Source organism: Mycobacterium sp. NGS57 (assembly GCF_059812405.1).
Genome location: NZ_JCALCP010000005.1, coordinates 36267 through 62302, shown reverse-complemented (window position 1 = coordinate 62302; position 26036 = coordinate 36267). Strand labels below are relative to the sequence as shown.

26 protein-coding genes are annotated in these 26036 nt (G+C 68.5%); 13 read left to right on the top strand and 13 right to left on the bottom strand.

From position 1 onward, the window contains the following. Positions 1-35: 35 nt before the first annotated feature. Together AC5Y43_RS11215 and AC5Y43_RS11210 are read right to left on the bottom strand one after the other, a co-directional pair. The gene (locus tag AC5Y43_RS11215; RefSeq protein WP_499972321.1) at positions 36-659 is read right to left on the bottom strand and encodes an MBL fold metallo-hydrolase; all 624 of its coding nucleotides are present in this window, start codon (positions 657-659) and stop codon (positions 36-38) included. Next, a complete protein-coding gene (locus AC5Y43_RS11210) occupies positions 659-1744 on the bottom strand; it encodes an S-(hydroxymethyl)mycothiol dehydrogenase (RefSeq protein ID WP_499972319.1) in 1086 nt (361 codons plus the stop codon). Before AC5Y43_RS11210 ends, AC5Y43_RS11215 begins: the two co-directional genes overlap by 1 nt. A 74-nt stretch (positions 1745-1818) precedes the next feature. Between AC5Y43_RS11210 and AC5Y43_RS11205 the strand changes: the two genes are divergently transcribed. From AC5Y43_RS11205 to AC5Y43_RS11195, 3 genes are all read left to right on the top strand, one after another. After that, complete coding sequence (locus AC5Y43_RS11205) at positions 1819-2838, top strand: methyltransferase domain-containing protein (RefSeq protein ID WP_499972839.1); 1020 nt, start codon at positions 1819-1821, stop codon at positions 2836-2838. Then, entirely contained in the window at positions 2838-3665 is an 828-nt protein-coding gene (locus AC5Y43_RS11200; protein WP_499972317.1) for a serine hydrolase domain-containing protein, read from the top strand. Before AC5Y43_RS11205 ends, AC5Y43_RS11200 begins: the two co-directional genes overlap by 1 nt. 134 nt (positions 3666-3799) lie before the next feature. Further along, positions 3800-4312, top strand: a complete 513-nt coding sequence (locus AC5Y43_RS11195; protein ID WP_499972315.1) for a DUF3145 domain-containing protein — start codon at positions 3800-3802, stop codon at positions 4310-4312. Here AC5Y43_RS11195 and AC5Y43_RS11190 read toward each other — a convergent pair. After that, positions 4293-5168, bottom strand: a complete 876-nt coding sequence (locus AC5Y43_RS11190; RefSeq protein ID WP_499972313.1) for a slipin family protein — start codon at positions 5166-5168, stop codon at positions 4293-4295. The genes AC5Y43_RS11195 and AC5Y43_RS11190 overlap by 20 nt on opposite strands. Before the next feature lie 425 nt (positions 5169-5593). On the opposite strand from AC5Y43_RS11190, the gene AC5Y43_RS11185 reads away from it, so the two are divergent. Then, positions 5594-6349 carry a helix-turn-helix transcriptional regulator gene (locus tag AC5Y43_RS11185; RefSeq protein WP_499972312.1) on the top strand — a complete coding sequence of 252 codons (756 nt, stop codon included), beginning with the start codon at positions 5594-5596 and terminating at the stop codon, positions 6347-6349. Positions 6350-6391: 42 nt separating this feature from the next. Then, on the top strand, positions 6392-6691 hold the full coding sequence (locus AC5Y43_RS11180; RefSeq protein ID WP_499972838.1) for a DUF488 domain-containing protein: 300 nt from the start codon (positions 6392-6394) through the stop codon (positions 6689-6691). Positions 6692-6702: 11 nt separating this feature from the next. Here AC5Y43_RS11180 and AC5Y43_RS11175 read toward each other — a convergent pair whose 3' ends face one another. Beyond that, a complete protein-coding gene (locus AC5Y43_RS11175; protein WP_499972835.1) occupies positions 6703-7158 on the bottom strand; it encodes a nitroreductase family deazaflavin-dependent oxidoreductase in 456 nt (151 codons plus the stop codon). 138 nt (positions 7159-7296) lie between these two features. On the opposite strand from AC5Y43_RS11175, the gene AC5Y43_RS11170 reads away from it, so the two are divergent. After that, positions 7297-7590 carry a hypothetical protein gene (locus AC5Y43_RS11170; protein WP_499972832.1) on the top strand — a complete coding sequence of 98 codons (294 nt, stop codon included), beginning with the start codon at positions 7297-7299 and terminating at the stop codon, positions 7588-7590. A gap of 44 nt (positions 7591-7634) precedes the next feature. Here AC5Y43_RS11170 and AC5Y43_RS11165 read toward each other — a convergent pair whose 3' ends face one another. Next, positions 7635-8546: a diacylglycerol kinase gene (locus AC5Y43_RS11165; protein WP_499972310.1), complete on the bottom strand. Its 912-nt coding sequence runs from the start codon at positions 8544-8546 to the stop codon at positions 7635-7637. Next, positions 8543-10123 (bottom strand): FAD-binding oxidoreductase, encoded by a 1581-nt coding sequence (locus tag AC5Y43_RS11160; protein ID WP_499972831.1) that lies wholly within the window; start codon positions 10121-10123, stop codon positions 8543-8545. The genes AC5Y43_RS11165 and AC5Y43_RS11160 overlap by 4 nt, the downstream gene beginning before the upstream one ends. Before the next feature lie 47 nt (positions 10124-10170). On the opposite strand from AC5Y43_RS11160, the gene AC5Y43_RS11155 reads away from it, so the two are divergent. The 4 genes from AC5Y43_RS11155 (at position 10171) to AC5Y43_RS11140 (ending at position 14468) form a co-directional block, all read left to right on the top strand. After that, positions 10171-10740 (top strand): TetR/AcrR family transcriptional regulator, encoded by a 570-nt coding sequence (locus AC5Y43_RS11155; RefSeq protein WP_499972309.1) that lies wholly within the window; start codon positions 10171-10173, stop codon positions 10738-10740. After that, positions 10737-12257 carry a glycerol-3-phosphate dehydrogenase/oxidase gene (locus tag AC5Y43_RS11150; protein ID WP_499972307.1) on the top strand — a complete coding sequence of 507 codons (1521 nt, stop codon included), beginning with the start codon at positions 10737-10739 and terminating at the stop codon, positions 12255-12257. Before AC5Y43_RS11155 ends, AC5Y43_RS11150 begins: the two co-directional genes overlap by 4 nt. 31 nt (positions 12258-12288) lie before the next feature. Then, positions 12289-12879, top strand: a complete 591-nt coding sequence (locus AC5Y43_RS11145) for a TetR/AcrR family transcriptional regulator (RefSeq protein ID WP_499972306.1) — start codon at positions 12289-12291, stop codon at positions 12877-12879. Between the two features lie 62 nt (positions 12880-12941). Then, positions 12942-14468, top strand: coding sequence for an FAD-dependent monooxygenase (locus AC5Y43_RS11140; protein ID WP_499972304.1), 1527 nt, complete (start codon positions 12942-12944; stop codon positions 14466-14468). Positions 14469-14550: 82 nt separating this feature from the next. Here AC5Y43_RS11140 and AC5Y43_RS11135 read toward each other — a convergent pair whose 3' ends face one another. From AC5Y43_RS11135 to aceE, 7 genes are all read right to left on the bottom strand, one after another. Then, positions 14551-15972 (bottom strand): acyl-CoA carboxylase subunit beta, encoded by a 1422-nt coding sequence (locus AC5Y43_RS11135; RefSeq protein ID WP_499972303.1) that lies wholly within the window; start codon positions 15970-15972, stop codon positions 14551-14553. 40 nt (positions 15973-16012) lie between these two features. After that, positions 16013-17275 carry a 3-oxoacyl-ACP synthase KasB gene (gene kasB / locus AC5Y43_RS11130; RefSeq protein WP_499972301.1) on the bottom strand — a complete coding sequence of 421 codons (1263 nt, stop codon included), beginning with the start codon at positions 17273-17275 and terminating at the stop codon, positions 16013-16015. 36 nt (positions 17276-17311) lie between these two features. After that, a complete protein-coding gene (kasA, locus tag AC5Y43_RS11125) occupies positions 17312-18562 on the bottom strand; it encodes a 3-oxoacyl-ACP synthase KasA (protein WP_499972298.1) in 1251 nt (416 codons plus the stop codon). Beyond that, positions 18559-18906, bottom strand: coding sequence for a meromycolate extension acyl carrier protein AcpM (acpM, locus tag AC5Y43_RS11120; protein ID WP_066932760.1), 348 nt, complete (start codon positions 18904-18906; stop codon positions 18559-18561). The genes kasA and acpM overlap by 4 nt, the downstream gene beginning before the upstream one ends. Before the next feature lie 88 nt (positions 18907-18994). Continuing rightward, entirely contained in the window at positions 18995-19903 is a 909-nt protein-coding gene (locus AC5Y43_RS11115; protein ID WP_499972296.1) for an ACP S-malonyltransferase, read from the bottom strand. 140 nt (positions 19904-20043) lie between these two features. Next, entirely contained in the window at positions 20044-21369 is a 1326-nt protein-coding gene (locus AC5Y43_RS11110; RefSeq protein ID WP_499972295.1) for a PucR family transcriptional regulator, read from the bottom strand. A 134-nt stretch (positions 21370-21503) separates the two neighbouring features. Beyond that, the gene (gene aceE / locus AC5Y43_RS11105; RefSeq protein ID WP_499972293.1) at positions 21504-24293 is read right to left on the bottom strand and encodes a pyruvate dehydrogenase (acetyl-transferring), homodimeric type; all 2790 of its coding nucleotides are present in this window, start codon (positions 24291-24293) and stop codon (positions 21504-21506) included. A 127-nt stretch (positions 24294-24420) separates the two neighbouring features. Here aceE and AC5Y43_RS11100 point away from each other — a divergent pair, with 127 nt between their 5' ends. The 3 genes from AC5Y43_RS11100 (at position 24421) to AC5Y43_RS11090 (ending at position 25985) form a co-directional block, all read left to right on the top strand. After that, complete coding sequence (locus tag AC5Y43_RS11100; protein ID WP_499972292.1) at positions 24421-25011, top strand: Rv2240c family protein; 591 nt, start codon at positions 24421-24423, stop codon at positions 25009-25011. A 90-nt stretch (positions 25012-25101) separates the two neighbouring features. Then, positions 25102-25524, top strand: a complete 423-nt coding sequence (locus AC5Y43_RS11095) for a DUF3052 domain-containing protein (protein WP_499972291.1) — start codon at positions 25102-25104, stop codon at positions 25522-25524. After that, positions 25524-25985: a peroxiredoxin gene (locus AC5Y43_RS11090; protein WP_499972289.1), complete on the top strand. Its 462-nt coding sequence runs from the start codon at positions 25524-25526 to the stop codon at positions 25983-25985. The genes AC5Y43_RS11095 and AC5Y43_RS11090 overlap by 1 nt, the downstream gene beginning before the upstream one ends. Positions 25986-26036: the final 51 nt, after the last annotated feature.

Sequence of the window (26036 nt, the reverse complement as noted above, 5' to 3'; positions counted from 1 at the left end):
AACTCGCAACAGTTTCACGTTCGGCGGGCTAGGCCTTAGTGCCCCCGGACCACCCATTCCTCGTAGTGCACGATTTCCTCGCCGACGGTGGTGCTGTCGCCGTGGCCGGTGTGCACGACGGTGTCGCCGGGCAGCTTGCCGAGGCGCTCCGAGATGGACTGCAGGATCGTCGGGAAGTCGGAGAAGGAGCGACCCGTCGCGCCCGGTCCGCCGGCGAACAGCGTGTCGCCGCTGAACACCACGCCCAGCTCGGGGGCATACCAGCACACCGATCCCGGCGAGTGGCCCGGAGTGTGCAGCGCCAGCAGACTTGCGCCGCCGACGCACAGCGTCTCGCCGTCGGAGATCGAGCGGAACTCCTTGTCCGGGTGGGTCATTCGCCACAGCTCCTCGTCGCCGGGATGCAGCAGCACCGGCGCGTCGAGCGTCTGGCCGAGTTCCGGCGCCACGGTGACGTGATCGTTGTGGCCGTGCGTGCACACCACCGCGACCACGTGGCGCCCGGCGACGGCCTCGACGATCGGGGCGGCGTCGTGGGCGGCGTCGAACACCACCACGTTGGAGTTGTCGCCGATGAGCCAGATGTTGTTGTCGACTTCCCAGCTGCCGCCGTCGAGTTCGAAGGTGCCGTGGGTGACGACGCGGTCGATGTTGACCATCAGAGCATCACCACCGAGCGCAGGATTTTGCCGTCGTGCATTTTATGGAAGGCGCCTTCGATGTCGTCGAGGCCGATGCGTTCGGAGACGAATTTGTCCAGGGGCAGCCGGCCCTGCAGGTGCAGGTCGATGAGGGTGGGGAAGTCGCGTTCGGGCAGGCAGTCGCCGTACCACGAGGATTTGAGCGAGCCGCCGTGGGAAAAGAAGTCGACCAGCGGCATCTCGAGTTGCATGTCGGGGGTGGGGACTCCGACGAGCACGACGGTTCCGGCCAGGTCGCGGGCGTAGAAGGCTTGCTTCCAGGTTTCGGGCCGGCCCACGGCGTCGATGGCCACGTCGACGCCGAAGCCGCCGGTGAGGTCCTGGATGGTTTGCACGACGTCGAATTCGCGGGCGTTGACGGTGTGGGTGGCGCCGAAGGTCCGGGCCAGATCCAGTTTGGTGTTGTCGGTGTCCACGGCGATGATCTGGCGGGCCCCGACCAGGGCGGCGCCGGCGATCGCGGCATCCCCGACGCCGCCGCAGCCGATCACCGCCACGGTGTCGTCGCGGGTCACCGCGCCGGTGTTGATCGCCGCACCGATTCCGGCCATCACCCCGCAGCCGAGCAGCCCGGCCACGGCGGGGTCGGCTGCGGGGTCGACCTTGGTGCATTGGCTGGCGGCGACCAGGGTCTTGTCGGCGAACGCGCCGATGCCAAGGGCCGGGGTGAGCTCGGTGCCGTCGGTCAGGGTCATCTTTTGTGCGGCGTTGAAGGTGTCGAAGCACAGCTGCGGGCGCCCGCGTTTGCAGGCGCGGCACTGTCCGCACACCGCGCGCCAGTTCAAGATCACGAAATCGCCTGGGGCGACGGCGGTTACGCCGGGCCCGACGGCCTCGACGGTGCCCGCGGCCTCGTGGCCCAACAGGAACGGGTACTCGTCGTTGATGCCGCCCTCGCGATAGGTCAGGTCGGTGTGGCACACCCCGCACGCGATGACATCGACCACCGCCTCGCCCGGCCCCGGATCCGGCACCACAATGTCGACCAACTCGACGGGCTCGCCCTTCCTGCGTGAAATCACTCCCCGCACTGTCTGACTCATGGACTACAACCTACTGGGGTGTAGCGTCGCGAAGCGTGACGGCCACCGAGACGCCCGAAGAATTCGCCGAGCGAATGGTCGCGGCCGTCGACGGCGCGAGCCTCACCATACTGCTGAGCATCGGACACCAGACCGGCCTGCTGGACGCGCTGGCCGAGGTTCCGTCGGCCACCAGCGCGCAGCTCGCCGAGGCCGCGGGGCTCAACGAACGCTACGTGCGGGAGTGGCTGGCCGGCATGACCACCGGGCACGTCGTCGACTACGACCCCGACACCGCCGCCTACTCGCTGCCCGCCCACCGCGCCGGCGCGCTCACCCGCGCGGCCGGGCCGGCCAACCTGGCCCTGGTGGCGATGTTCCTGCCGCAGCTCGGCGAGGTCGAGCAGAAGATCGTCGGCTGCTTCAAAAACGGCGGCGGGCTGCCCTACAGCGAGTTCCCCCGCTTCCACGCGCTGATGGCCGAGCAGAGCGCCGCGGTGTTCGACATCGCGCTCGTCGACGTCGTGCTGCCACTGGTCGACGGCCTGCCCGACCGCCTGCGCGCCGGCGCCGACGTCGCTGACTTCGGGTGCGGCAGCGGCCACGCGATCAACGTGATGGCGCGGGCGTTCCCGGCCAGCCGGTTCACCGGCATCGACTTTTCCGACGAGGCCATCGCCACGGGGATCGACGAGGCCGCCCGGCTCGCCCTGACGAACGCGAGTTTCGAAAGCCACAACCTGACGGAGCTGGACAAGCGCGACGCCTACGACGTCATCACCGTGTTCGACGCCATCCACGACCAGGCCCAGCCGGCGCGGGTGCTGGAGAACATCTACCGCGCGCTGCGACCCGGCGGGGTCTTCCTGATGGCCGACATCAAGGCGTCGAGCCGGCTCGAGGAGAACGTCGGCGTCCCGATGAGCACCTACCTGTACACGGTGTCGCTGATGCACTGCATGACGGTGTCGCTGGCGCTGGACGGCGCCGGGCTGGGCACCGCGTGGGGCACGCAGCTGGCCACCTCGATGCTCGCCGACGCCGGGTTCGACGACGTCGCGGTGGTCGAGATCGAGTCGGACCCGATCAACAGCTACTACATCGCCCGGAAGTGATGGGCGCGTCCAAAGCCCTGGCGGTGCTGGACGACTGGCCGGTGCCGGCCGCCGCCGCCGTGGTCGTCGGGCCCGGCGGGGTGCTGGCCAGCCACGGCGACACCGGGCGGGTCTTCGAGCTGGCGTCGGTGACCAAGCCGCTGGTGGCCCGCGCCGTGCACGTCGCCGTCGAGGAGGGCGTCGTCGAGCTGGACACCCCGGCCGGCCCGCCCGGCGCCACGATCCGCCACCTGCTGGCGCACGCGTCGGGCCTGGCCATGCACTCCGATCGGGTGCTGGCCAAGCCCGGCACCCGGCGGATGTACTCCAACTACGGCTTCGCCGTGCTGGCCGAGGCGGTGCAGGCCGAGTCGGGGATCGAATTCGGCGCCTACCTGGCCGAGGCGGTGTGCGAGCCGCTGGGCATGGCGGCGACCCGGCTGGACGGCGGCTTTGCGGCCGCCGGGTTCGGCGCGACCTCGACGGTCGCCGACCTGGCCGTTTTCGCCGGCGACCTGCTGCGCCCGACGACGGTCTCTGCGCAGCTGCACGCCGAGGCCACGACCGTGCAATTTCCCGGCCTGGACGGCGTGCTGCCCGGATACGGCCAGCAGCGGCCCAACGACTGGGGACTGGGATTCGAGCTCAAAGACGCGAAATCGCCGCACTGGACGGGCGCGCGCAACTCGGCGCGCACGTTCGGCCATTTCGGCCAGGCAGGTGGCTTCATCTGGGCGGATCCCGACGCTGACCTGGCGCTGGTGGTGCTGACCGACCGCGAATTCGGCGAGTGGGCGCTGGGCGTGTGGCCCGAGGTTTGCGACCTGGTGATATGTGAAAACACCTGATTTGGGAATGCACACTAGCGCAACACGGGTATCACGAGGCACAATAGACACGCACGACACACAAATTTTTTGGTCCGTACGGAACCGCCAGGTCGTTGGGGAAGACGTCCCTCGTGGAACCGAAGGAGCAGGAGATGCGTGCGTCGAACCAATTCGCCGACATGACGACAGGCGTGGTGTACGTTCATGCCTCGCCCGCGGCGGTCTGCCCGCATGTCGAGTGGGCGCTCTCGTCGACCCTGCAGTCCAAGGCCAACCTGGTGTGGACACCGCAGCCGGCGATGCCGGGACAACTACGCGCGGTCACCAACTGGGTCGGGCCGGTGGGCACCGGCGCCCGGCTGGCCAACGCGCTGCGCTCGTGGTCGGTGCTGCGCTTCGAGGTCACTGAGGATCCCAGCCCGGGAGTCGACGGCCACCGGTTCAGCCACACCCCGCAGCTCGGGTTGTGGAGCGGGTCGATGAGCGCCAACGGCGACGTCATGGTCGGCGAGATGCGGTTGCGCGTGATGATGGCCCAGGGCGCGGACACGCTGGCCGCCGAGCTGGATTCGGTGCTCGGGACGGCGTGGGACGAGGCGCTCGAGGTCTATCGCGACGGCGGCGACGCCGGCGAGGTGACCTGGCTCAGCCGGGGGGTCGGCTAGCTAGCTGGAGCTCGCTGGCATCGTCGGGGACCCGAGCACGCTCGAGCGTGGACGTTTCGTCCGGCCCGGCGGGCGTGGCCTCATCGTTCGGTTCGGCTGCTGGCGACGTCGCGCGTTCGAGGAAGCGGAGCAGTTCGACGGGGAAGGGCAGCACCAGGGTGGAGTTCTTCTCGGCGGCGACTTCGACGACGGTTTGCAGGAGCCGTAGTTGCAGCGCGGCGGGATGCTCGGCCATCACTTCGGCCGCTTGGGACAGTTTCTGCGATGCCTGTAGTTCGCCGTCGGCGGTGATGATCCGCGCTCGTCGCTCACGCTCGGCTTCCGCTTGGCGCGACATCGACCGTTTCATCGAGTCCGGCAGGACGACATCCTTGATCTCGACCCGGTCGATGTGCACACCCCAACCCAGCGCGGGACTGTCGATCATCAGCTCCAGGCCCTGATTCAGACCTTCCCGGTTGCACAGTAGATCGTCGAGATCGCTTTTGCCGATGATGGAACGCAATGATGTCTGGGCTACCTGCCCGATGGCGGACACGTAGTCCTGCACGTCGACGGCCACCCGCACCGGATCGGCAACGTTGAAGTAGATGACGGCGTCCACCCGTACCGTGACATTGTCGCGGGTGATGCCGTCCTGAGCGGGCACGGGCATCGTGATGATCTGCATGTTGACCTTGTCGAGCCGATCGGCGAAAGGTAGCAACATCGTCAGTCCCGGTCCGCGGACTGCTTTTTGGACGCGGCCGAATCGAAAGACGACACCGCGTTCGAATTGCTTGACGACGCGCAGGCTCGCTCCCAGCCACAGCACGCCAAGCGCACCCGCTGCGGCCAGTGCGTACAGGATGATCATTATTGGCTCCAATTCCGCCCCTGGCCTTTACCTTTCGGCAGGCGCCGCCGGGCTGTTCGTCATCGGATTTGGGTTGACGTTGCGCTCCGCGACTGACCGAGGAGCAGTTCGATGACGGTATCCGGCATCGTGACCGCGGAAATGGCGTCGCAGACCGGTCCGGTCCGCCGCGTGACGCGTGCGTCGCTCGATGCTGTTCTCGGTGGTGGCGGAGTCCTCCGCACTCTGACCTCTGCCTCGTTAAGCGTGCGCGGAGTCAACGCGGCCAAACACGCGAGCGCCACGGCGGCCACGAGCATCCGTCCTCGCGCCCGCTTCTGGTCGGCGAACGCCACGACTGTCACGCCCACCACCTCTTTCCGTGGACCGACACTGCTAATATAAGGGAAGTATATCCGTTAAATAACGTCGATGGAAGGCGCGAGGTGGACGGCGAGACAGACACGCGAGCGGGGCGGCCACGACGAGATCGACTGCCTCGCAACCGACAACGTGAACGGGTGCTGGCGTTGGTGCGCCAGCACGACGGTGCGATCGATGCCGTCGAGCTTGCTGCGGAGATGGGATTGCACGTCACGACGGTGCGGTTTCACCTGGACACCCTCTGTGACGAGGGGGTGATCGTGCGCACCCGAATGAACCGACCCGGCCGCGGTCGGCCCCGCACCGGCTATCGAGCGACCGAGGTAGGGATGGACTATCGGACTCTGGCCGAGGTCCTGGCGATGGAGTTGGGCAGGACGGAGGAAACCCGCGCTCGCCGTGCACAGCGTGCCGGACAGAAATGGGCCACCCGGTTGGCGGTTCCCCAGGAGACGGCGGAGGCCGACGCCGACGACGTGCTCGACCGAGTGGCGGTGGACACCACCCGGGCTCTCGCCGGGTTGGGGTTCGCTCCCGAACTCGTCGCCGGGGCAGAGCCAACATCCCCGCGGGCCGGCAGTGGCCCGCCGCATCGGCGGCAGCGGACCATCCGGATGCACGCCTGCCCGGTCAGGGATCTGGCCTCCTCCCGCCCCGAGGTGGTTTGCGGAGTGCATCTGGGGCTGCTGCAGGGCATCCTCGACAATTCACCGACCCACCAAGGCCTGCCGATGTCCCCACGCCCGGCACTGCAGGCTCGCCTCGAGCCGTTTGTCAAGCCGCAACTCTGCCTGGCCACGCTGGTGGCAGGTGAGTGAAACGCCGACAAGTGAGGTGTTGACCCGACCGCGGCACGTCCGATCTGGCCCCGGGGCATGAGCAAAGCCAGGGCCCAGCTGGATGAGTGGTGCAAGCACATCGCTCCGTCCACCGAACTGCGCAAGTGGTACCACCACGACCCGAAGTTGTTCGACGAGTTTGTCCGTCGTTACCGTCGCGAGTTGACCGATTCTGAACGCACGAAAGCACTGGCGCATCTTCATGACTTGATGAAGCGGCAGACGTTGACTCTGCTGACCGCCTCCAAAGCTGTTGATATCAGTGAAGCCGCGGTCCTCGCCGATCTCCTGGCTACGAGCACACCCTCGGGCACCAATTGACCGCGTAGGCGCTACGCCGGCTCACAGACCACCACCGGAATCACTCGGTCGGTCCACGACTGGTATCTGGCCCACCGCGGGTTGTGCGCGACGAGTCGCGGCCACAGTTGTGTGCGTTCCGCGTCGTCGGCGACGCGCGCACGCATGCTGCGAGTCTGCGCTCGGATCTGCACGCGCACATCGGGGTTGGCGCGAAGGTTCAGAAACCACATCGGGTGAGTGGGCAGGCCACCCTGCGACGCCACCAGAACCAGTCGGTCACCGTCGGCCATGAATATCAGTGGAGTCGTTCTGGATAACCCGCTCTTGCGGCCGGTCGTGGTCAACAGACACAGGGGCAGCCCCAACTCGTGGCCGGCGAGGCGGCCGTCGGTGGCGCGATAAATCGCCACGTTCGCCTTGGAAATCGCTTTCAGCAGACGCGGAGCCAAAACCGAAATAAGGATGGGGGGCCGTTTGGGTGCGATGCTCCGAGTATAACGAAGTCGACGCCACACGCGTCACCGCGGCGGTATTTTTTAAATGACTATAACCCGTTAAAATAGGTTGGTACAGGTTGGCGCATCGGGATGTCGCGACGCGCATTCGGGAAGCAGGAAACGGCCATGAAAAATATCGAAAGGCCCGAAATCGAAGCGCTCGGTGACCACGACTATCTCGTGCGTGTCGCCCAGGGCGAGGACCGCGTGACCATCCGGATACGAGCCACGCCAGAGGTTGTCGCGCGCATCGCCGGACCCGACGCCGACGAAACGCGCGTCATCGCCGCCACCATCGACTACCTCACCACGCGCCAGCGTCCCGACGATCTACCAAAGCAACTGGACCTCGACGACGTCATCGCCGCCTACGACGATTACCTCGACGACCTCGGCAGCCAGATTGGCAACCTGCGATGAAGGGCACTGGCGTGCCCGGGGGGCGGCACCACACCGTCTGAACTTCACCGCGGGGAACGAAGAATCTGCGCTGCGGCGGGCACCGCGGAGATCTCGGCCGGCAGCGGGCAGGCGAAGTCGCCGTCGGCGTAGACGTTGATGCCCGGGCACTCGACATGAATCGACTTGGCGCGCGCCGTGGTGACCTCGTCGAGGTCGACGTGGGTGCCCTTCATGACGGTGGGGAAGAGGCGAACCAGCTTGGTGCGGGATGCCGAATGCGCCATGGTGATGTCGAGCAGGCCGTCGGTGGGATCGGCATTCGGGCAGATCAAGAGCCCACCGCCGTAGCTGCGGGTGTTGCCGAAGGCCGCGAGTGTGATGTCGGCGTCAATCTCTTTCGTTCCGTCGAGCACCATTCGGAACGGCAGCAGCCGCAGCTGCGACAGCTCGGCGAGCATCGCCAGGTAGTAGCGCAACCGTCCGTGGGGCCAGCTCATCCGGTTGGCCCGGTCGGTGACCAGGGAGTCGAAGCCGGCGGCGGCGACGGTGCCGAACCATTTGGCCGTTCCCGCGCTGTCGGTGATCCGGCCCAGGTCGATGGTTTCCGTCCATCCGTCGGCGACGACGTCGGCGGCGGCCTCGGGATCCTTTGTGGGTAGGCCGAATTCGCGGGCGTGATCGTTGCCGGTGCCGGCCGGAACGATGCCCAGCGGGACGCCGGTGCCCGCCAGCACCTGCAGCGCGTTGGAGACGACGCCGTCGCCGCCGGTGACCATCACCGCGTCGGTGCCCCTCTCGATTTCGGCGCCGACGAGGTGGCGCGCGTCCTGGGCGTCGTCGCCGATGATCTCGGTGACCTGCACGCCCCGCTCGTGCAGCCGCGCGATCGCTCGTTGTGCGGCGCTGATTGCGGCGCCGTGCCCCGATACCGGATTGGTCAGCGCGGTGACCTTGCCGACTTCTCGTTTGGTCACGGAATCAGCTTGCCCGGGTTGAGGATTCCGGCCGGGTCGAGGGTGGTCTTGACCGCGCGCAGCACCTGCACGCCCAGGTCGCCGACCTCCTCGCGCATCCAGGGCCGGTGGTCGGCGCCGACGGCGTGGTGGTGCGTGATGGTGCCGCCGTTGGCGATGATCGCGTCCGAGGCGGCCCTTTTGGCCGTCTGCCACTGTTCGATCGGGTTGCCCCGCTGTCCGGCGACGACGGTGAAGTACAGCGAGGCGCCGGTGGGGTAGACGTGCGAGATGTGGCACATCACCAGAGCCGGCGTGCCCGAATCGGCCAGCGCACCCGTAAGCGCCTGGGTGACAGCGGCTTTCAGCTTCGGCACGTTCGCCCAGTCGGTGGCCGTCTCCAAGGTCTCGCAAAGCGCGCCCGCCGACAGCAGCGCGTCGCGCAGGTACGGCGCGCCGAACCGGCCCCGTTCCCACGCCCGTGCGGGTCCCTCGCCCAGCGACGTGCCCCCCTTGGCCGCCAGCAGCGCGCTGGTCTCGGCGTGCCGGCTCTCGACGTGGTCCTCGGTGCCCTCGAACACAGTGATGCCCAGGCAGCCGCCGGTGATCTGGGATTCGCCGATCGCCTCGGTGGTCGCGAGGTTGACCCCGGTCTCGGCCTCGTCGGAGAGCCGAATGACGGTGGGGCCGGTGGCGTTTTGGGTGACAGCGCGCAGGGCCGCGGCGCCGGTCTCGAAGTCGGGGAACGACCACGCCTCATACCGGACGGCTTCCGGGATGCGGTGCACGCGCAGCCGAACCTGGGTGATGACGCCGAACGTGCCCTCCGAGCCCAGCAGCAGCTGGCGCAGGTCGGGGCCCGCCGCCGAGTCCGGGCCGCGGCCGAGGTCGATGGTGCCGACGGGGGTGACCATCCGCAGGCCGCGCACCATGTCGTTGAATCGGCCGTAGCCCGCCGAGTCCTGCCCCGACGATCGCGTCGCGGCGAAGCCGCCGATCGTGGCGTATTCGAAGCTCTGCGGGAAATGCCCGAGCGAAAAGCCTTTTGCGCCGAGCAGCCGTTCGGCGTCCGGCCCGGTGAGTCCGGCCCCGAGCACGGCCTGGCCGGAGACCTCGTCGAGCTCGATGAGCTCGTCGAGGCGGCGCAGGTCCAGCGACACCACGGCGCCGAACTCGCCGCGGATGGGGTCGAGCCCTCCGACCACGCTGGTGCCGCCGCCGAACGGGACCACCGCGATGCGGTGCTCGGAGCAATACCGCAGGACCGCGGCGACGGCGTCGTCGTCAGCGGGGAGCAGCACGGCGTCGGGCGCGTCCTGGACTCCGTTGTCTTTGCGTCGCAGCAGGTCGAGGGTGGATTTGCCGCCGGCACGCAGGAGCCGGTCGCGGTCGGTTGTGCGGCAGTATTCGGCGCCGACGATACGGGCCAGCGCGTCGGCATCGGAGGTTGGCAACCTCGACGGGGTGAGCCGCACCTGGTCGGCGTCGAGTTCTTGGAGACGTGAATCCTCAAGCCCCACAGCCTGTTTCAGCAGCGAGCGGATGCCCTCGGACAGCGGCTTGGCCGCGGCGGGATCCCCCCACGCGTCCCATTTCATCGGCGGGAGGAGTTGCTCGGGGTGCGTCATGCGTTACAGTATTACATATGCTGTCAATCAGTAACGCTCCGGCGGATACCGGGGACCGGATCCTGTCGGCGGCGGCCACCTGCGTCGTCGATTTCGGGGTAGACCGGGTGACCCTGGCCGAGATCGCGCGGCGGGCGGGCGTCAGCCGGCCGACCGTGTACCGCCGCTGGCCGGACACCAAGTCGATCGTGGCGGCGCTGCTGACCCGGCACATCACCGCCGTGCTGCGCGACGCCCCATTGCTCGGCGACGACCGGGAATCGTTGGTGCGACAGATCGTCACGGTGGCCGACCTGCTGCGGCGCGACGACCTGGTGATGTCGGTGCTGCACTCCGAGCTGGCCCCCATCTACATCACCGAACGCCTCGGCGCCAGCCAGCAGATGCTCATCGACGCCCTGGCCGAGCGGCTGTGCGCCGCCCAACGCCACGGCAGCGTCCGCGCCGGCGATGCGATGCAGATGGCCACCATGGTGCTGCTGATCGCGCAGTCGACCATCCAGTCCGAACGGATCGTCCGGCCGATCCTGAACGTCGACGCACTGGCCACCGAACTGGCGTGCGCGCTGAACGGGTACCTGTCGTGAGCCCGTCGGCCCTGAACGCCGCGCGCCGCGCCGCCGACCTTGCCGCGCTGGCCGACGGGGAGCCGGTGGACGTGGTCGTGATCGGCGGGGGCATCACCGGCGCCGGGATCGCATTGGACGCCGCGTCGCGCGGGCTGCGCGTGGCGCTGGTGGAAAAGCACGACCTGGCGTTCGGCACCAGCCGCTGGAGTTCGAAACTGGTCCACGGTGGCCTGCGCTACCTGGCGAGCGGCAACGTGGGCATCGCCCGGCGCAGCGCCATCGAGCGCGGAATCCTGATGTCGCGCAACGCGCCTCATCTCGTGCACGCGATGCCCCAGCTGGTGCCGCTGCTGCCGTCGATGAGACGGGGCTCGCGGGCGCTGGTGCGCGCTGGGTTCCTGGCCGGCGACCTTTTGCGGGTCTTGGCGGGCACGCCGTCGTCGGTGCTGCCGCGCTCGCGACGGGTGCCGGCCTCGCGGGTGGTGGAGATGGCGCCCACCGTGCGACGCGACGGCCTCTCCGGTGGCCTGCTGGCCTACGACGGGCAGTTGATCGACGACGCCCGGCTCGTCGTCGCGGTCGCGCGCACCGCTGCGCAGCACGGTGCCCGGATCCTGACCTACGTCGCAGCCTCCGAGGCCACCGGCACCTCGGTGCGGTTGACCGATCGGCGCGCCGGAGAGTCGTTCGACGTGTCGGCCCGTGCGGTGATCAACGCGGCCGGGGGGTGGGCGGGGGAGATCGACGGGTCGTTGCGGTTGCGGCCCAGCCGCGGGACCCACCTGGTGTTCGACGCCGCTACCTTCGGCAATCCGACTGCGGCCCTGACCATTCCGATTCCCGGCGAGCTGAACCGCTTCGTGTTCGCCATGCCCGAGCAGCTGGGCCGGGTCTATCTGGGCCTGACCGACGAGGCGGCACCCGGCCCGATCCCCGACGTGCCGGAGCCCTCCGCGGACGAGGTCGCGTTCCTGCTGGAAACGGTCAACACGGCGCTGGGGGCCTCGCTCGGCGTGAGCGATGTACTCGGCGCCTACGCCGGGCTGCGGCCGCTGATCGACACCGGTGCGGGCCGCACCACCGACGTGTCGCGCGAGCACGCCGTCGTCGAGGCGACCTCCGGCGTCATCAGCGTGATCGGCGGCAAGCTCACCGAATACCGTTACATGGCAGAAGATGTCGTGGATCGCGCCGTCGGCCTGCGGCGGCTGAGCGCCGGGAAGTGCCGCACGCGCGACCTGCCTTTGATCGGGGCGCCTTCGAATCCGGGTTCTGATGCGTCGTCGGCGGGTCTGCCGCCGTCGCTGGTAGCGCGCTACGGTGCCGAAGCAGCCAACGTCGTCGCCGCCGCGACCTGCGGGCGCCCGACCGACCCGGTCGCCGAAGGCATCGACGTCACCCGGGCGGAGTTCGAGTACGCGGTGACCCACGAGTGCGCCCTGGAGGTCTCCGACATCGTGGACCGGCGGACCCGCATCGGCCTGGTGGGATCGGATCGTGAGCGGGTCGTCGACGTGGCGCGGGAGTATCTTTAACGGAACTGATCCGTATCGAGGAGGTGAGCGGGTGGCGCGTGCATCCCGTCCGCGACGTCTCGACCGGTCCCTGGACGCGGCCATCCTGGATGCGGCGCTGGCGGGCGTGGCCGAACACGGTTACGACCGCTTGAGCATGGACGACGTGGCGTCCCGCGCCGGCGTCGGCAAGGCCGCCATCTATCGCCGCTGGCCGTCGAAGGCGGTGGTGGTCGCCGAGGCGATCGCCCACTGGCGACGACGGCGGGGTGCCGTCGAGGTGCCCGACACCGGCAGCCTCGCCGGCGACATCGAGGCGTTGATCGCGGCGGTGCCGGATTTCGATGCCGCGGAGCTCAACATGATTCAGGTCATCGTCGGGGTCGCGACGGCGGCGATGCGCGATCCCGTCCTCGCGGCGGCCCTGGACGACCTCGTGCTGTCGCCGCCGCGCCACATCGTGCGCAGCGTGCTCGACCGCGCGGTGGCCCGCGGCGAGCTCCCGGCGGGGCGCGACCTGAGCCTGATCCCCGACGTGGCCCTGGGCCTCAACGTGCTGCGGGTGATGACCGGCCGCCCGATGGACCGCGTCTTTGTCCGGCGGGTGATCGAGGACGTGATCCTGCCGCTTGCCGGCGCCTAGCGGGACGTGCCACAGTGGCTATAGGCGGAACTAATAAGTTCCGTCTAAGGCAGGAGGTGGCGATGACCGTCGAGCGGGTTCCCGTCCTGATCGTCGGCGCCGGCGCGGCCGGCCTGACCACCGCGGCGCTGCTGGCCAAGCACGGCGTTCGCTCGCTGCTGGTGGAAAAACGCCGCGAGGTGTTCATTTACCCGAAAGCCCGCAACCTGAGCTTCCGCAGCCTGGAGATCCTGCGGGGTTTGGGACTGGCCGACGAGATCCATGCCGTCGCCGACGGAGTCTCGGACATGCTGAGCAAGCCGACGCTGAACAGCGCCGAGGTATCCCGGGCGTTCGACGTCGCGGCGATCTTCTCGCCGTTCGAGGGGCTGAGCCCCGAGCCGTCCGGGCAATACTGTCCGCAAAGCGCGCTCGAACCGATCCTGCTCGATTACCTCCGGGGGCGCGGTGGCCGGGCGCGCTACGACACCGAGCTTTGCTCGTTCGAACAGGGCGAGTCCGGTGTCGAAGCCGCGGTGCGGCAACGGGATTCGGGAGAGCTACACACGGTGCGCGCCGACTACCTGGTGGCCGCCGACGGCGTGCACAGCCCGATCCGCGACGGGCTGGGCGTGACGACGTCGGGCTACGGGGCACTGCCGATCTACATTGTCTTCGTCTACTTCAGGGCGGCGTGGCGAAAGTTCGTCCCCGACTTGGGCGATGGCGATGCGGTGCAGGTCCGCAACGCGGACGTGGACGGCATCTTTCTGCCGGTGCGTGACGACCTCGGCATGTTCATCACCACGTACTTTCCCGGCGAGGGGGAGACCGTGGATGCGTTTACCGCGCAGCGTTGCCGGGAGCTGATCGTGAAGGCCGTCGGCGAGCCGGTCGACGTGGAGGTCGTCGACGTCGCACCGTGGCAGCCCTACGAGCGGGTGGCCGACCAATTCCGTTGTGGCCGGGTGTTTCTCGTCGGGGATGCGGCCCACACCATGCCCCCGTTCAAGGCGGGCGGGGCCAACACCGCGATCCAGAGCGCGCACAACCTGGCCTGGAAGCTGGCGGCGGTCCTGCAGGGGACGGCGGCCCCGGGGCTCCTCGACACCTACCACGCCGAACGGCACCCGGTCGGCAAATTCGCCGCCCGGCAGTCGCTGACCGGCCCGAGTATCGGCCTGCTTCGGTTGAGCGACGACCGACCGCAATTGCCGGCCGACGAAGAGTGCTCGATGTTTTCCTTGCTCATCGGCTACCGGTACGGCTCGAACGGCCTTGCGCTGGTGGACGAGTTGCGCGGGCAGCCCGGAACCCGCGTCCCGCACGTGTGGGTGCGCGACGGCGTTTCGACGCTCGACCTGGTGGGCCCCGGGTTCACCTTGCTGACCGGTGACGAGCGATGGTGTGCGGCCGCGGCGTCCGTGCCGGTCGACGCGCAGTGCGTTCGCGGCGATGCCTGGGCGGCCGCCACCGGACTGGCCGCCGACGGGGCGCTGCTGGTGCGCCCGGACGACTTTGTCGGCTGGCGCGCCGAGGGGCTGCCGAGCGACCCGGAAGGCGAACTGCGCCAAGCGCTTACGCGTACCCTGTGCCGGCCGCGAGCCTAACCGCACCGCGAAATTTCCCGCGATATTTCGCAGTGCGGTTCGGCTGGCGGTGAGAGGGGGCGGCAGGGACGCGCGGCAACGCCTACAGCGGGATGTTCTTGTGGCGGCCGCGACGGGCGGGCGCCTGGGCGAGCGCCTCGGTGAGCTTGCTGCGGGTGTGGGCCGGGTCGATCTTCTCGTCGACCACGCCGATCTCGATGGCGCTGTCCACGCCGCCGGCGATCCGCTCGTGCTCGGCCGCCAACTCGTCGTGCAGCGCTTCGCGCTCGTGCTCGGGCGCGGCGGCCAGCTTCTTCTTGTGCAGGATGCCGACGGCGGCTTTGGCGCCCATCACCGCGACCTCGGCGTCCGGCCACGCGAACACCTTGGTGGCGTTCAGCGAACGCGAGTTCATCGCAATGTAGGCCCCGCCGTAGGTCTTTCGGGTGACCAGCGTGACCCGGGGGACGGTGGCCTCACCGAACGCGTGCAGCAGCTTGGCGCCGCGGCGCACCACGCCGCCCCACTCCTGGTCGACACCCGGCAGATAGCCCGGTACGTCGACGACCACGATCAGCGGGATCCCGAACGCGTCGCACAGCCGCACGAAACGTGCCGCCTTCTCGGCGCTTTCGGAGTTCAGGCAGCCGCCCAGGCGCAGCGGGTTGTTGGCCAGCACGCCGACGGTGCGACCCGACAGCCGGCCCAGCCCGACCACCATGGACGGGGCCCAGTTGGCCTGGAACTCGTCGAAGGGGGTGTCGGAGTCGAGGATCGCGGTCACGATCGGGCGCACCTCGTACGCGCGCCGGGCGGACTCGGGCAGCAGCGCGTGGATGTCGGTGTCCCCGGCCTCGGCCTTGCTGCGGTCGAAATGCCCCTGCTGGCAGAACAACCCGACCAGCCGGCGGCCGCGTTCGTAGGCGTCGAGCTCGTCGTCGGCGACGATGTGGCATACGCCCGACTTCTTGTGGTGGGTCTCAGGACCGCCGAGCGACGCCATGTCGACGTCCTCACCGGTGACGCTGCGCACCACGTCGGGCCCGGTGACGAACACCCGGCTCTCGGGCGCCATGACGACGACGTCGGTCAGCGCGGGCCCGTAGGCCGCGCCGCCGGCGGCGAAGCCGACGACCACGGAAACCTGTGGGATGTAACCCGATGCGCGGATCATGGCCTCGAACACGAGGCCGACCGCGTGCAGCGCCCGCACCCCCTCGGCCAGCCGGGCACCACCCGAGTGCCAGATGCCCACGATCGGGCTCTGCTCCTCGATGGCGGTGTCGTAGGCGTTCACGATGTGCGTGCAGCCCTCGATGCCCATCGCGCCGCCCATCACAGTCCCGTCCGTGCAGAACGCGATGGTGCGCAAGCCATTAACGGTGCCGGCCGCCGCGAGCACACCGGAACGGTCGCGCTCGTGCAGCAGCTCCACGCTGCCGTCGTCGAAGAAATTGCTCAGACGCAACAAGGGGTCGCGAGGGTCGAGCGACTCGCCAACCGACCCAGGGGCCATGATCGTCATCGCAAATCTCCTGTTCCGAGTTGCCCGGCGTACGGACGGGTCAGTACCGCCCAAAGGCGAGTGCGACGTTATGCCCGCCGAATCCGAACGAGTTGTTGATCGCGTACCGGTATTCACCGGGCCGCGGCTTGCCCGCCACCACGTCCAGATCGATTTCCGGATCGAGGTTTTGCAGGTTCAGTGTCGGCGGAACCACCTGATCGCGCAGCGCGAGCACGGTCAGGATCGACTCCACCGCGCCGACCGCGCCGACCGAGTGGCCCAGCGCCGCCTTGGGTGCGTACACCGCCGGCTTGTTCGAGCCCAGCGCGTTGTTGATGGCCCGGCCCTCGGCCAAGTCACCCACCGACGTGCCGGTGGCGTGGGCGTTGACGTGGTCGATGTCGCCGGGCGTCAGCCCGGCGAGCTGAATCGCGCGGCTCATCGCGTGCCCGGCGCGCTCACCGTTGGGATCCGGCGCCACCATGTGGTGGCCATCGGAGGTGATGCTCGCCCCCATCAGCCGGGCCAAAATGGTCGCCCCGCGGGCCTTGGCGTGCTCCTCGGTCTCGATGACCATGAGCGCGCCGGCCTCGCCGAACACGAAACCGTTGCGGTCCTTGTCGAACGGGCGACAGGCCCCCTCGGGGTCGTCGTTCCTGGTGGACATCACGATGCGCATCTGAGCGAACGCGGCGATCGGCACGGCCTCGATCTTGGTCTCGACGCCGCCGCAGATGGCGATGTCTGCCTCGCCGAACACGATGTTGCGCCACGCCTGGGCGATGCCCTCCGAGCCCGACGCGCACGCCGACACCGGCGTGATGACCCCGGCCTTCGCGTGCCGCTCCAGCCCGACCGCCGCCGCCGCCCCGTTGGGCATGTACTTCTGCACGCCGAGCGGCGACACGGCCTTCATCCCACGCGCGCGCATGTCGTCGTAGCTGAAGACCATCTCCTCCGAGGAGCCCATGCCGGTGCCGATCGACACCATCAACCGATCGGTGTCGACCTCGGGGGCGCCCGCGTTCTCCCACACCCGGCGACCCAGGATGGTGGACATCTTCTGCAGGTAGCTCATCCGGCGCAGTTCGACGCGGGTGAGCTGGCTGTCGAATTCCTCCAACAGGTGTCCGCCGATGCGCACCGGCAGGTCGAACTCCTCGACGAACGGGTCGTCGAGCTTACGGATCCCACTTCGGCTGTCGAGCAACAACTTCCAGGTGCCCTCGACATCAGTGGCCAGTGCGGTCGTCATGGCAACGCCGGTGACGACCACATTCGGGAGCGCTTTCCCGGTAACCAGCTCAGGCGATGTCGTCATTGGTCTAACGAAAGTTCCTTCCGTGTTCGGCCAGCTTTAGTAACGCCCGAACGCGAGCGCCACGTTGTGGCCGCCGAACCCGAACGAGTTGTTGATCGCGTAACGGAACTCGCCGTAGCGAGGTTCGCCCGCGACGACATCAAGGTCGATCTCGGGATCGGGGGTCTCGTAGTTCAGGGTGGGCGGTATCACGCCGTCCCGCAGGCTCAATACCGTCAGAACAGATTCCAGCGCGCCAACCGCGCCGATCGAGTGGCCCAGCGCCGACTTCGGCGCATAGACCGCCGCCCGCTCGCAGCCGGCGACCCGAATTGCATTGGCCTCCGCGGTGTCACCGATCGGCGTCGCCGTCCCGTGCGCGTTCACGTGGTCAATGTCCTTGGCGGACAAGCCCGCCAGCTCGAGAGCCCGTGTCATCGCACGACCCGCGCGCACGCCGTCCGCCGCGGGCGCCACCATGTGGAAGGCGTCCGAGGTGATGCCGGCACCCATCAGCCGGGCCAGCGGCTTTGCGCCGCGGGCCTTGGCGTGCTCCTCGGTCTCGATGAGCATGAGCGCCCCGGCCTCGCCGAACACGAAGCCGTCGCGGTCCTTGTCGAACGGACGCGACGCGCGCTCGGGCTCGTCGTTGCGGGTCGACATGGCGCGCATCATCGAGAACGCCGCGATGGGCAGCGCCTCGATGGGGCCCTCCACGCCGCCACACACGGCGACGTCGGCGTCGCCCATGACGATCTGACGCCACGCGTGGGCGATGGCCTCCGAGCCCGACGAGCAGGCCGACACGGGCGTCATCACGCCCGCGCGGGCCCCCAGCTGCAGGCCGACGGTGGCCGCGGCGCCGTTGGGCATGATCATCTGAACGGCGAGCGGCGACACCTTGCGGGGGCCGCCCTCGTTCATCAGGTCATAGCTCTCGACGATCCGCTCGGCACCACCGAGGCCGGTGCCGACCACGACCGTGAAACGGTCGGGGTCGACGTCCGGGCTGCCCGCGTTCTCCCACAAGTGACCGGACAGCAGCTTGCTCATCCGCTGGACGTAGGACATGCGCCGCATGTCCAGCCTGCCCATGTGGACGTCGACGGGCTCCTTGAGGTGTCCACCGATCTTGACGGGCAGGTCCCACTTGGTGACGAAATCGTCTTCGAGGACGTGGATGCCGCTCTCTCCGGCCAACAAACCCTTCCACGTGCTCTCGATGTCCGGCGCGAGCGAGGTCGTCGCCGTGACGGCGGTTACCACAACGCTGGGGTAACCGCCATTAGCAGTGGAAGGCTTTGTCACTTGCTGTCCGCCTCCAGCCGCGCCTTGACGTTCGCGACGGCCTCGGGGTTCTCGGTCTCCAGCTTGGCGCGCAGCGCCTCGGCGGCTTCGGGGTTCTCTTCCTCGAGCTTCTGGATGTAGGCGACGACGTCACCGACGGTGCGCAGGCCGGCGAGGTCCTCGTCGGGGATCTTGACGCCGTACTTGTCCTCGGTCTGCACCGCGATCTCGACCATCGACAGCGAGTCGATGTCCAGGTCGTCGACGAACGACTTCTCCGGGGTGACCTCGGAGGGCTCGATACCGGTCACCTCTTCGATGATCTCGGCGATACCGGCGATGATTTCTTCCTGAGTGACGGCCACAGCCTATTCCCTTCGTAATGTGTTGTGTGCAAACCTGATTGAGATTGCAGTTGTTTGCAGTTGTTATTGTCCTGGCGGAGCCGGCGGCTTAGATGTCGGCCAACTCGTCCAGGTCTGCGGGTGACTTGACGGCACGGGCCGTCACCCCCCGAAGTTCGCGTTTGGCGATACCCGTGAGCGTCCCCGCCGGGGGGAACTCCACGATCGCCGTGACATCCTGCTCACGCAGGTACTCGTTGCACAGGTCCCAGCGCACCGGCTGGGTCAGCTGGGCGACGAGCGTGTCCATCGCCGCGGCGGCCGAGGCGACGGGCTTTCCGTCGTGGTTGGACAGCAGCGTGGCGGTGGGCTCGGCGGTCACGACGGCGGCCGCCGCGGCGGCGTAGCCGTCCAGGGCCGGAGCCATGTACTTGGTGTGGAACGCCCCGGCCACGCCGAGGGCGCGCACCCGCGCCTTGGCGGGCGGGTCCTCGGCCAGCTTCTCCAGCGCGGTCAGCGGGCCCGCGGCCACGATCTGGCCGGGCGCGTTGCGGTTGGCGGGGAACAGTTCGAGCTGCTCGAGGCGGCTGAGCACCTCGGCCTCGTCGCCGCCGAGCACCGCCGACATGCCGGTGGGCTCGAGGGCGCAGGCCTTGGCCATTTCGGCGCCTCGGGTGGCGGCCAGCGCGACGGCGTCGTCGGCGGCCATCACGCCGGCGATCGCGTAGGCCGCGATCTCCCCGACGGAGTGACCCGCGACGATCAGTCCGGTGTCGCTGACCACGCCCCGCTTGCTCAGCTCCTGGTGAGCCAGCAGCGTGGTGGCCACGACCAGCGGCTGCGTCACCGCGGTGTCGGTGATTTCCTCGGCCGACGCCGTGGTCCCCAGCCGGACCAGGTCCAGGCCGCTCGCCTTGGACCACAGCGCCAACTGGTCGGCCGCCCCGGGCAACTCCAGCCACGGCGACAGCATCCCCTCGGTCTGCGAGCCCTGTCCGGGCGCAAGAAATGCGATCACGTGTCTAAGAGAACACTGTGGAAACGATTTTGGCGGGTGTAACAGATTATGAACCTCGTCTTAGCTTTTTGTGTACAACCTACAAAACGGCTCGGTAAGCTACGGTTTTGATACCGCGCCGCGACATGTTGGCTAGATCACTATCGTTCGGCCGGGCCCACAATACCGCCTCTGACCGGCACGGGAGCCGGAGTCACGGTGCCGGCGGCGGCGCCGGCCGGCTGCGCCGGATAGTTGAGTTGGCCGATCGTCGACGCCACACGCAGCACGTACGCGTCGCGGGGCTGGGTGGGATCACGCCCGGTGAAGTCGGTGATGCGCTTGAGTCGGTAGCGCACCGTGTTTGGATGAACGAACAACTTTCTGGCACAGGCCTCAATGGCGCCGCCACAATCCAGGTACGCATCGAGCGTCTCGATCAGCGTCGGCCCCGCGTCGGCCAGCGGCCCCATCACGTCGGTGTGCAAAGCGACGATCGCCGACGCGTCGCCCATCAGGGCCCGCTCGGGCAGCAATTCCCGGGCCAGCACCGGCCGCGGCGCACCGCGCCAGCCCGCGACCGCGTTCATCCCGGAGATGGCCTCGCTGGCGCTGTGGTAGGCCGCGGTCAGCATGGGCGCGGTGGGCCCGATGACCACCGGGCCGTCGGAGAACGCCTGCAACAGGTCGCGGAGGAATTTGTCGGTTGGTGACAGTTGGCCCGACACGATCGCCACCAGCCAGGTGCCGTGCACGTCGGTGAGGGCCGCGCGGACGTGGTTGGCGGCGATGTCGCGGACGTGCTGGCTGGCCCGCTGGCTGTCGTCCGGCCCGACCGAGCCGTCGCGCCCGGGCGCCGGGATGCCGACCACGACCGTCGCCGGCGCGGTGGTGTCCCAGTTCAGCGCCGCGGCGCGGGACAGCAGCTCGGGGCCGGTGTCGCCGCGCACGACCGCGTCGACCACGCTGGCCTCCATCCGGCTGTCCCAGGTGCCGCGGGCCTCGGCCGCGTTCGCGTAGGCGGTGGCGGCGGCGAACGCCAGGTCGCGGCTGTACTTCAAAATTCCCACGGTGAGTGCGGTCAGCTGTTCCTCGGAGCGGGCCAGCAGCGGCACCACCTCCTCGAAGAACTCCATGGTCACCCGCACCATGTCGACGCTGTGGCGCAGCGCGATGCGGCGGGTCAGGTCCTGCGGGAAGAGCTCGAAGGCCTGCGCGGTGTGGCTGACGTTGCTGTGCGGGTCGTGCATCCACTCGACGAAGTTGACGACGGCCGTCTGCACCACCAGCGCCACGCTGGCCCGCTGGGAGGCCTCCAGGTCGGCGAAGAACGGCAGCCGCTCGTGCATGGCCGACACCGCCTCGGTGGCCAGCCGGCCCGAGTACTGCTTGAGCCGGCGCAGCAGCGATTCCGGGACGGTGTCCAGCTGCTCGAGCGGCGAGCGGGGGTGTTTGGCAAACGGGCCGGCGAAGGCGTTGTCGTTCACCCCTAAAAGCTACGCGAGTTTTCTGGAAGTTTCCGCCAAGACGGGCGCTCGACGAGCGTGCGGCTGTCCGCACGCTCGAGCTCCAACGTGCGGCTGGCCGCACGCTCGGCGGGGGAGGACGGGACTGTGTTGGGTCAGGCCACGCCGGGGTCGGACGTCTGTTCCGGCGCGGCCAGCACGTCGTCGATGCGGTACTGCCGGGCGGCCGCGACCGGCACCGACGGGTCGATCTCGCCGTCGCGCGCCAGCGCCTCGAGCACCGCGACCACCTGCGACTCGGCATCGGTGTTGAAGTAGCGCCGCGCGGCGGGCCGGGTGTCGGAGAAGCCGAACCCGTCGGTGCCCAGCGTGACGAAGGTGCCGGGCACCCACGGCCGGATCTGCTCGGGCACCGCGCGCATCCAGTCCGACACGGCGACGACCGGGCCGGCGGCGTCCGCCAGCACCCGGGTCACATACGGGGTGCCGGCCGGCTGGTCGGGGTGGCGCAGGCGGGCCCGCTCGACGCCGACGCCGTCGCGGTTGAGCTCGCCCCAGCTGGTCACCGACCACACGTCGGCGGCGACGTCCCACTCGGCGGCCAGCATGTCGGCCGCCCGCAGCGCCGACGGCATGGCGACCCCGGAGGCCAGCAGCTGCGCCTTGCTGGTGCGCTGCTCGGTGGCGGCGCGGTAGCGGTAGATGCCGCGCAGCACGCCCTCGGGATCGAAGTTCTCCGGCTCCGGTGGCTGCACGTAGGGCTCGTTGTAGATGGTGATGTAGAAGTACACGTTCTCCGGGTTCTCCCCGAACATCCGCGCCAGCCCGCTCTCCACGATGTAGGCGATCTCGAAGGCGAACGCCGGGTCGTAGGACACCACCGCCGGGTTGGTGGACGCCAGCAGCTGCGAGTGGCCGTCGGCGTGCTGCAGGCCCTCACCGGTCAGCGTGGTGCGCCCGGCGGTCGCGCCGAGCAGGAAGCCGCGCGCCATCTGGTCGGCGGCGGCCCACAGGCCGTCGCCGGTGCGCTGGAACCCAAACATGGAATAAAAGATGTAGATCGGAATCATCGGCTCGTTGTGCGTCGCATACGACGTGCCGACGGCGGTGAAGCAAGCGGCGGACCCGGCCTCGTTGATGCCCTCGTGCAGGATGTGGCCGACTTCACTTTCCTTGTACGCCAACATGAGTTCGGCGTCGACGGACGTGTAGAGCTGACCGTTGCGGTTGTAGATCTTCAGGTTCGGGAACCACGAGTCCATTCCGAACGTGCGCGCCTCGTCGGGGATGATCGGCACGATGCGGGGCCCAATTTCCTTGTCGCGCAACAGTTCCTTGAACGTGCGCACGGTGGCCATGGTGGTGGCCACCTCCTGGGTTCCCGAGCCCTTCTTGAGCGCCTTGTAGGTATCGCGGCGCGGCAGTGCCAGGACCTTGGCCTTGGTCCGCCGTTCCGGCACGAAGCCGCCCAACGCGCGACGCCGGTCGAGCAGGTACCGGATCTCGGGCGCCTCGGGACCGGGGTGAAAGTACGGGGGAAGGTAGGGGTCTTCCTCGAGCTGGGCGTCGCTGACCGGGATCCGGATGGCGTCGCGGAACCACTTGAGGTCTTCCAGGGCAAGCTTTTTCATCTGGTGCGTGGCGTTGCGGCCCTGGAAATGCGCGCCCAGCGAGTAGCCCTTGATGGTCTTGGCCAGGATCACCGTCGGCTGCCCCTTGTGCTCGACGGCGGCGCGGTAGGCGGCGTAGACCTTGCGGTAGTCGTGCCCCCCGCGCTTGAGGTTCCAGATCTCCGAATCGGTCATGTGCTCGACGAGGGCCTTGGTGCGCGGATCGCGACCGAAGAAGTGGTCACGCACGTACGCGCCGTCGTTGGCCTTGTAGGTCTGGTAATCACCATCGGGGGTGGTGTTCATCAGGTTGACCAGCGCGCCGTCCTTATCGGCGTGCAACAGCGCGTCCCACTCGCGGCCCCACACCACCTTGATGACGTTCCAGCCGGCGCCCCGGAAGAACGACTCCAGCTCCTGGATGATCTTGCCGTTGCCGCGCACCGGGCCGTCGAGGCGCTGCAGGTTGCAGTTGATCACGAAGGTCAGGTTGTCCAGCGCCTCCAGAGCGGCGACGTGCAGCAGGCCGCGGCTCTCCGGTTCGTCCATCTCGCCGTCGCCGAGGAAGCACCACACGTGCTGGTCGGAGGTGTCCTTGATGCCGCGGTCGTGCAGGTAGTGGTTGAAGCGCGCCTGGTAGATCGCGTTCATCGGGCCCAGGCCCATCGACACCGTCGGGAATTCCCAGAAGTCGGGCATCAGCCGCGGGTGCGGGTAGGACGGCAGGCCACCGCCGGGATGGCTGTGCTCCTGGCGGAAACCGTCCAGCTGGTCGGTGCTCAGCCGGCCCTCGAGGAACGCGCGGGCGTAGATGCCCGGCGATGCGTGCCCCTGGATGAAGATCTGGTCGCCCCCACCGGAATGGGACTTGCCGCGGAAGAAGTGGTTGAAGCCGACCTCGTAGAGCGCCGCGGATGAGGCGTAGGTCGAAATGTGGCCGCCCACGCCGATTCCCGGCCGTTGGGCGCGGTGCACCATGATCGCCGCGTTCCACCTGATCCAGGCCCGATACCGGCGCTCGACGTCCTCGTCGCCGGGGAACCACGGTTCCAGCTCGGTCGGGATGGTGTTGACGTAGTCGGTCGACGTCAGCGCCGGGATCGCGACCCGCTGCTCGCCGGCGCGTTCGAGTAGCCGCAGCATCAGGTAGCGGGCCCGCGACGGCCCCGAGCGTTCCAGCAGTTGGTCGAAGGACTCCAGCCACTCGGCGGTTTCGTCGGGGTCGATGTCGGGCAGGTAGGACGCCACACCTTCGCGGATGACCCGAACGCGATCGGGTTCGCTTGCGCTGCTTGGGGTTTTGGCCAGGTCGTGGCGAGCGAACTCGGTGGTCAACTTCCGCTCCTGTAGTCGGCGGTGTAACGGTTTGCGCTGTATCCCTCTATCGTGCCGCACCGGCGTTCGGGGAGGTAACTCGGTGCGTCCCGGGGGTGCGGGATGGGCACCCGGTAACGTCAGCAACGTGCTCATCGGATGGCGTGCCGTCGCACGCAGGCACGTGGGGGACATCCCCCGGCGAGGCGCGCTGGCGCTGGGCTGTGTCGCGGCGGTGGTCATGGGGATCGTCGGGTGTACCTCCGTCACCAACGGCACGGCCACGCCCGATACCAAGGTCGCCCCGGCCTACCGGCAGTCCGTGTCCGCGTCGGTGTCGGCCTCGTCGGCGACGTCGCGGGTCAAGGAGTCGCAGCGCCAGCAGTCCCTGACGACGCGAGCGGTGCGCACCTCGTGCGACTCGCTGGCAACCTCCAGCAAGGAGGCGATCGACAAGGTGAACGCCTACGTCTCGGCATTCAACGGTGGCCGCAACACCGGCCCGGCCGAGGGCCCCGCGATCGGCGCGCTCAACGACAGCGCCACTACCGTGTCCAATAGCTTCAGCGACGCGCTGTCGCAGCAGCTCAAGGACGCTTTCAACGCGTATGTCGACGCGGCCCACGGGGTGGCCAACGCCATCGGCACGCACGCGTCGATTCCGGAGTTCAACAGGCGCGTGGACCAGCTGAACGACACCAAGACGAAGGCGCTGAAACTCTGCCTGGGATCGTTCTGAGGCACCGCTATGGACCGCGTTCTGGCTGTGCGACCATAATTCGCACAGCAGCGCGGAAATAGCTTGCGGACAGATGTAGGAGGCTCCACGGTGGTCGCGGCGGATGACGCCCCGAGCTACGCTCGCAAACTGGGCATCCAACCCGACCAAGTCGTCCAGGAATGGGGCTGGGACGAGGACACCGACGACGACATCCGCGCCGCGGTCGAGGAGGCCTGCGGCAGCGAGCTGCTCGACGAGGACAGCGACGACGTGACCGACGTCGTGCTGCTGTGGTGGCGCGACGGGGACGGCGACCTGGTGGACACCCTGATGGACGCGATCGGCCCGCTGGCCGAGGACGGCGTGATCTGGGTGCTGACGCCCAAGACCGGCAAGCCCGGCCACGTGCTGCCCGCCGAGATCGCCGAGGCGGCACCGACCGCCGGGCTGATGCCGACCTCGTCGGTCAACCTGGGCAACTGGAGTGGCAGCCGGCTGGTGCAGCCGAAGTCCCGGGCCGGGAAGCGTTGATGCTGCCCGTTGGCACCACCGCCCCCGACTTCACCTTGCGCGACCAGAACCAGCAGCCCGTCACGCTGAGCTCGTATCACGGCGCCAAGAACGTACTGCTGGTCTTCTTCCCGCTGGCGTTCACCGGGATCTGCCAGGGCGAGCTGGACCTGCTGCGCGACCATTTGCCGGAGTTCGAGAACGACGACAGCGTGGCGCTGGCGATCTCGGTGGGGCCGCCGCCCACGCACAAGATCTGGGCGCTGGAGAGCGGGTTCACGTTCCCGGTGCTCTCGGATTTCTGGCCGCACGGCGCCGTCAGCGAGGCCTACGGCGTGTTCAACGCCGACGCCGGATATCCCAACCGCGGGACTTTCGTGGTCGATCGGTCGGGGATAATTCGGTTCGCCGAGATGAAGCAGCCCGGCGAGGCCCGCGACCAGGGGTTATGGACGGATGCTTTAGCTGCTTTGAAGGCTTAGATTTTTTGGGTGCCTGGTCGGTGGGCGTGTAGCCTGCGGCGGGGTTCAAGT

Coding starts and splice junctions, on each gene's coding strand:
- AC5Y43_RS11210 (WP_499972319.1), bottom strand. CDS start 1,744: ATGAGTCAGACAGTGCGGGGAGTGATTTCACGCAGGAAGGGCGAGCCC.
- AC5Y43_RS11200 (WP_499972317.1), top strand. CDS start 2,838: ATGGGCGCGTCCAAAGCCCTGGCGGTGCTGGACGACTGGCCGGTGCCG.
- AC5Y43_RS11190 (WP_499972313.1), bottom strand. CDS start 5,168: ATGATCATCCTGTACGCACTGGCCGCAGCGGGTGCGCTTGGCGTGCTG.
- kasB (WP_499972301.1), bottom strand. CDS start 17,275: ATGACGACATCGCCTGAGCTGGTTACCGGGAAAGCGCTCCCGAATGTG.
- AC5Y43_RS11170 (WP_499972832.1), top strand. CDS start 7,297: ATGAAAAATATCGAAAGGCCCGAAATCGAAGCGCTCGGTGACCACGAC.
- AC5Y43_RS11195 (WP_499972315.1), top strand. CDS start 3,800: ATGCGTGCGTCGAACCAATTCGCCGACATGACGACAGGCGTGGTGTAC.
- AC5Y43_RS11205 (WP_499972839.1), top strand. CDS start 1,819: ATGGTCGCGGCCGTCGACGGCGCGAGCCTCACCATACTGCTGAGCATC.
- AC5Y43_RS11090 (WP_499972289.1), top strand. CDS start 25,524: ATGCTGCCCGTTGGCACCACCGCCCCCGACTTCACCTTGCGCGACCAG.
- AC5Y43_RS11155 (WP_499972309.1), top strand. CDS start 10,171: ATGCTGTCAATCAGTAACGCTCCGGCGGATACCGGGGACCGGATCCTG.
- AC5Y43_RS11215 (WP_499972321.1), bottom strand. CDS start 659: ATGGTCAACATCGACCGCGTCGTCACCCACGGCACCTTCGAACTCGAC.
- AC5Y43_RS11160 (WP_499972831.1), bottom strand. CDS start 10,123: ATGAAATGGGACGCGTGGGGGGATCCCGCCGCGGCCAAGCCGCTGTCC.
- AC5Y43_RS11140 (WP_499972304.1), top strand. CDS start 12,942: ATGACCGTCGAGCGGGTTCCCGTCCTGATCGTCGGCGCCGGCGCGGCC.
- AC5Y43_RS11135 (WP_499972303.1), bottom strand. CDS start 15,972: ATGACGATCATGGCCCCTGGGTCGGTTGGCGAGTCGCTCGACCCTCGC.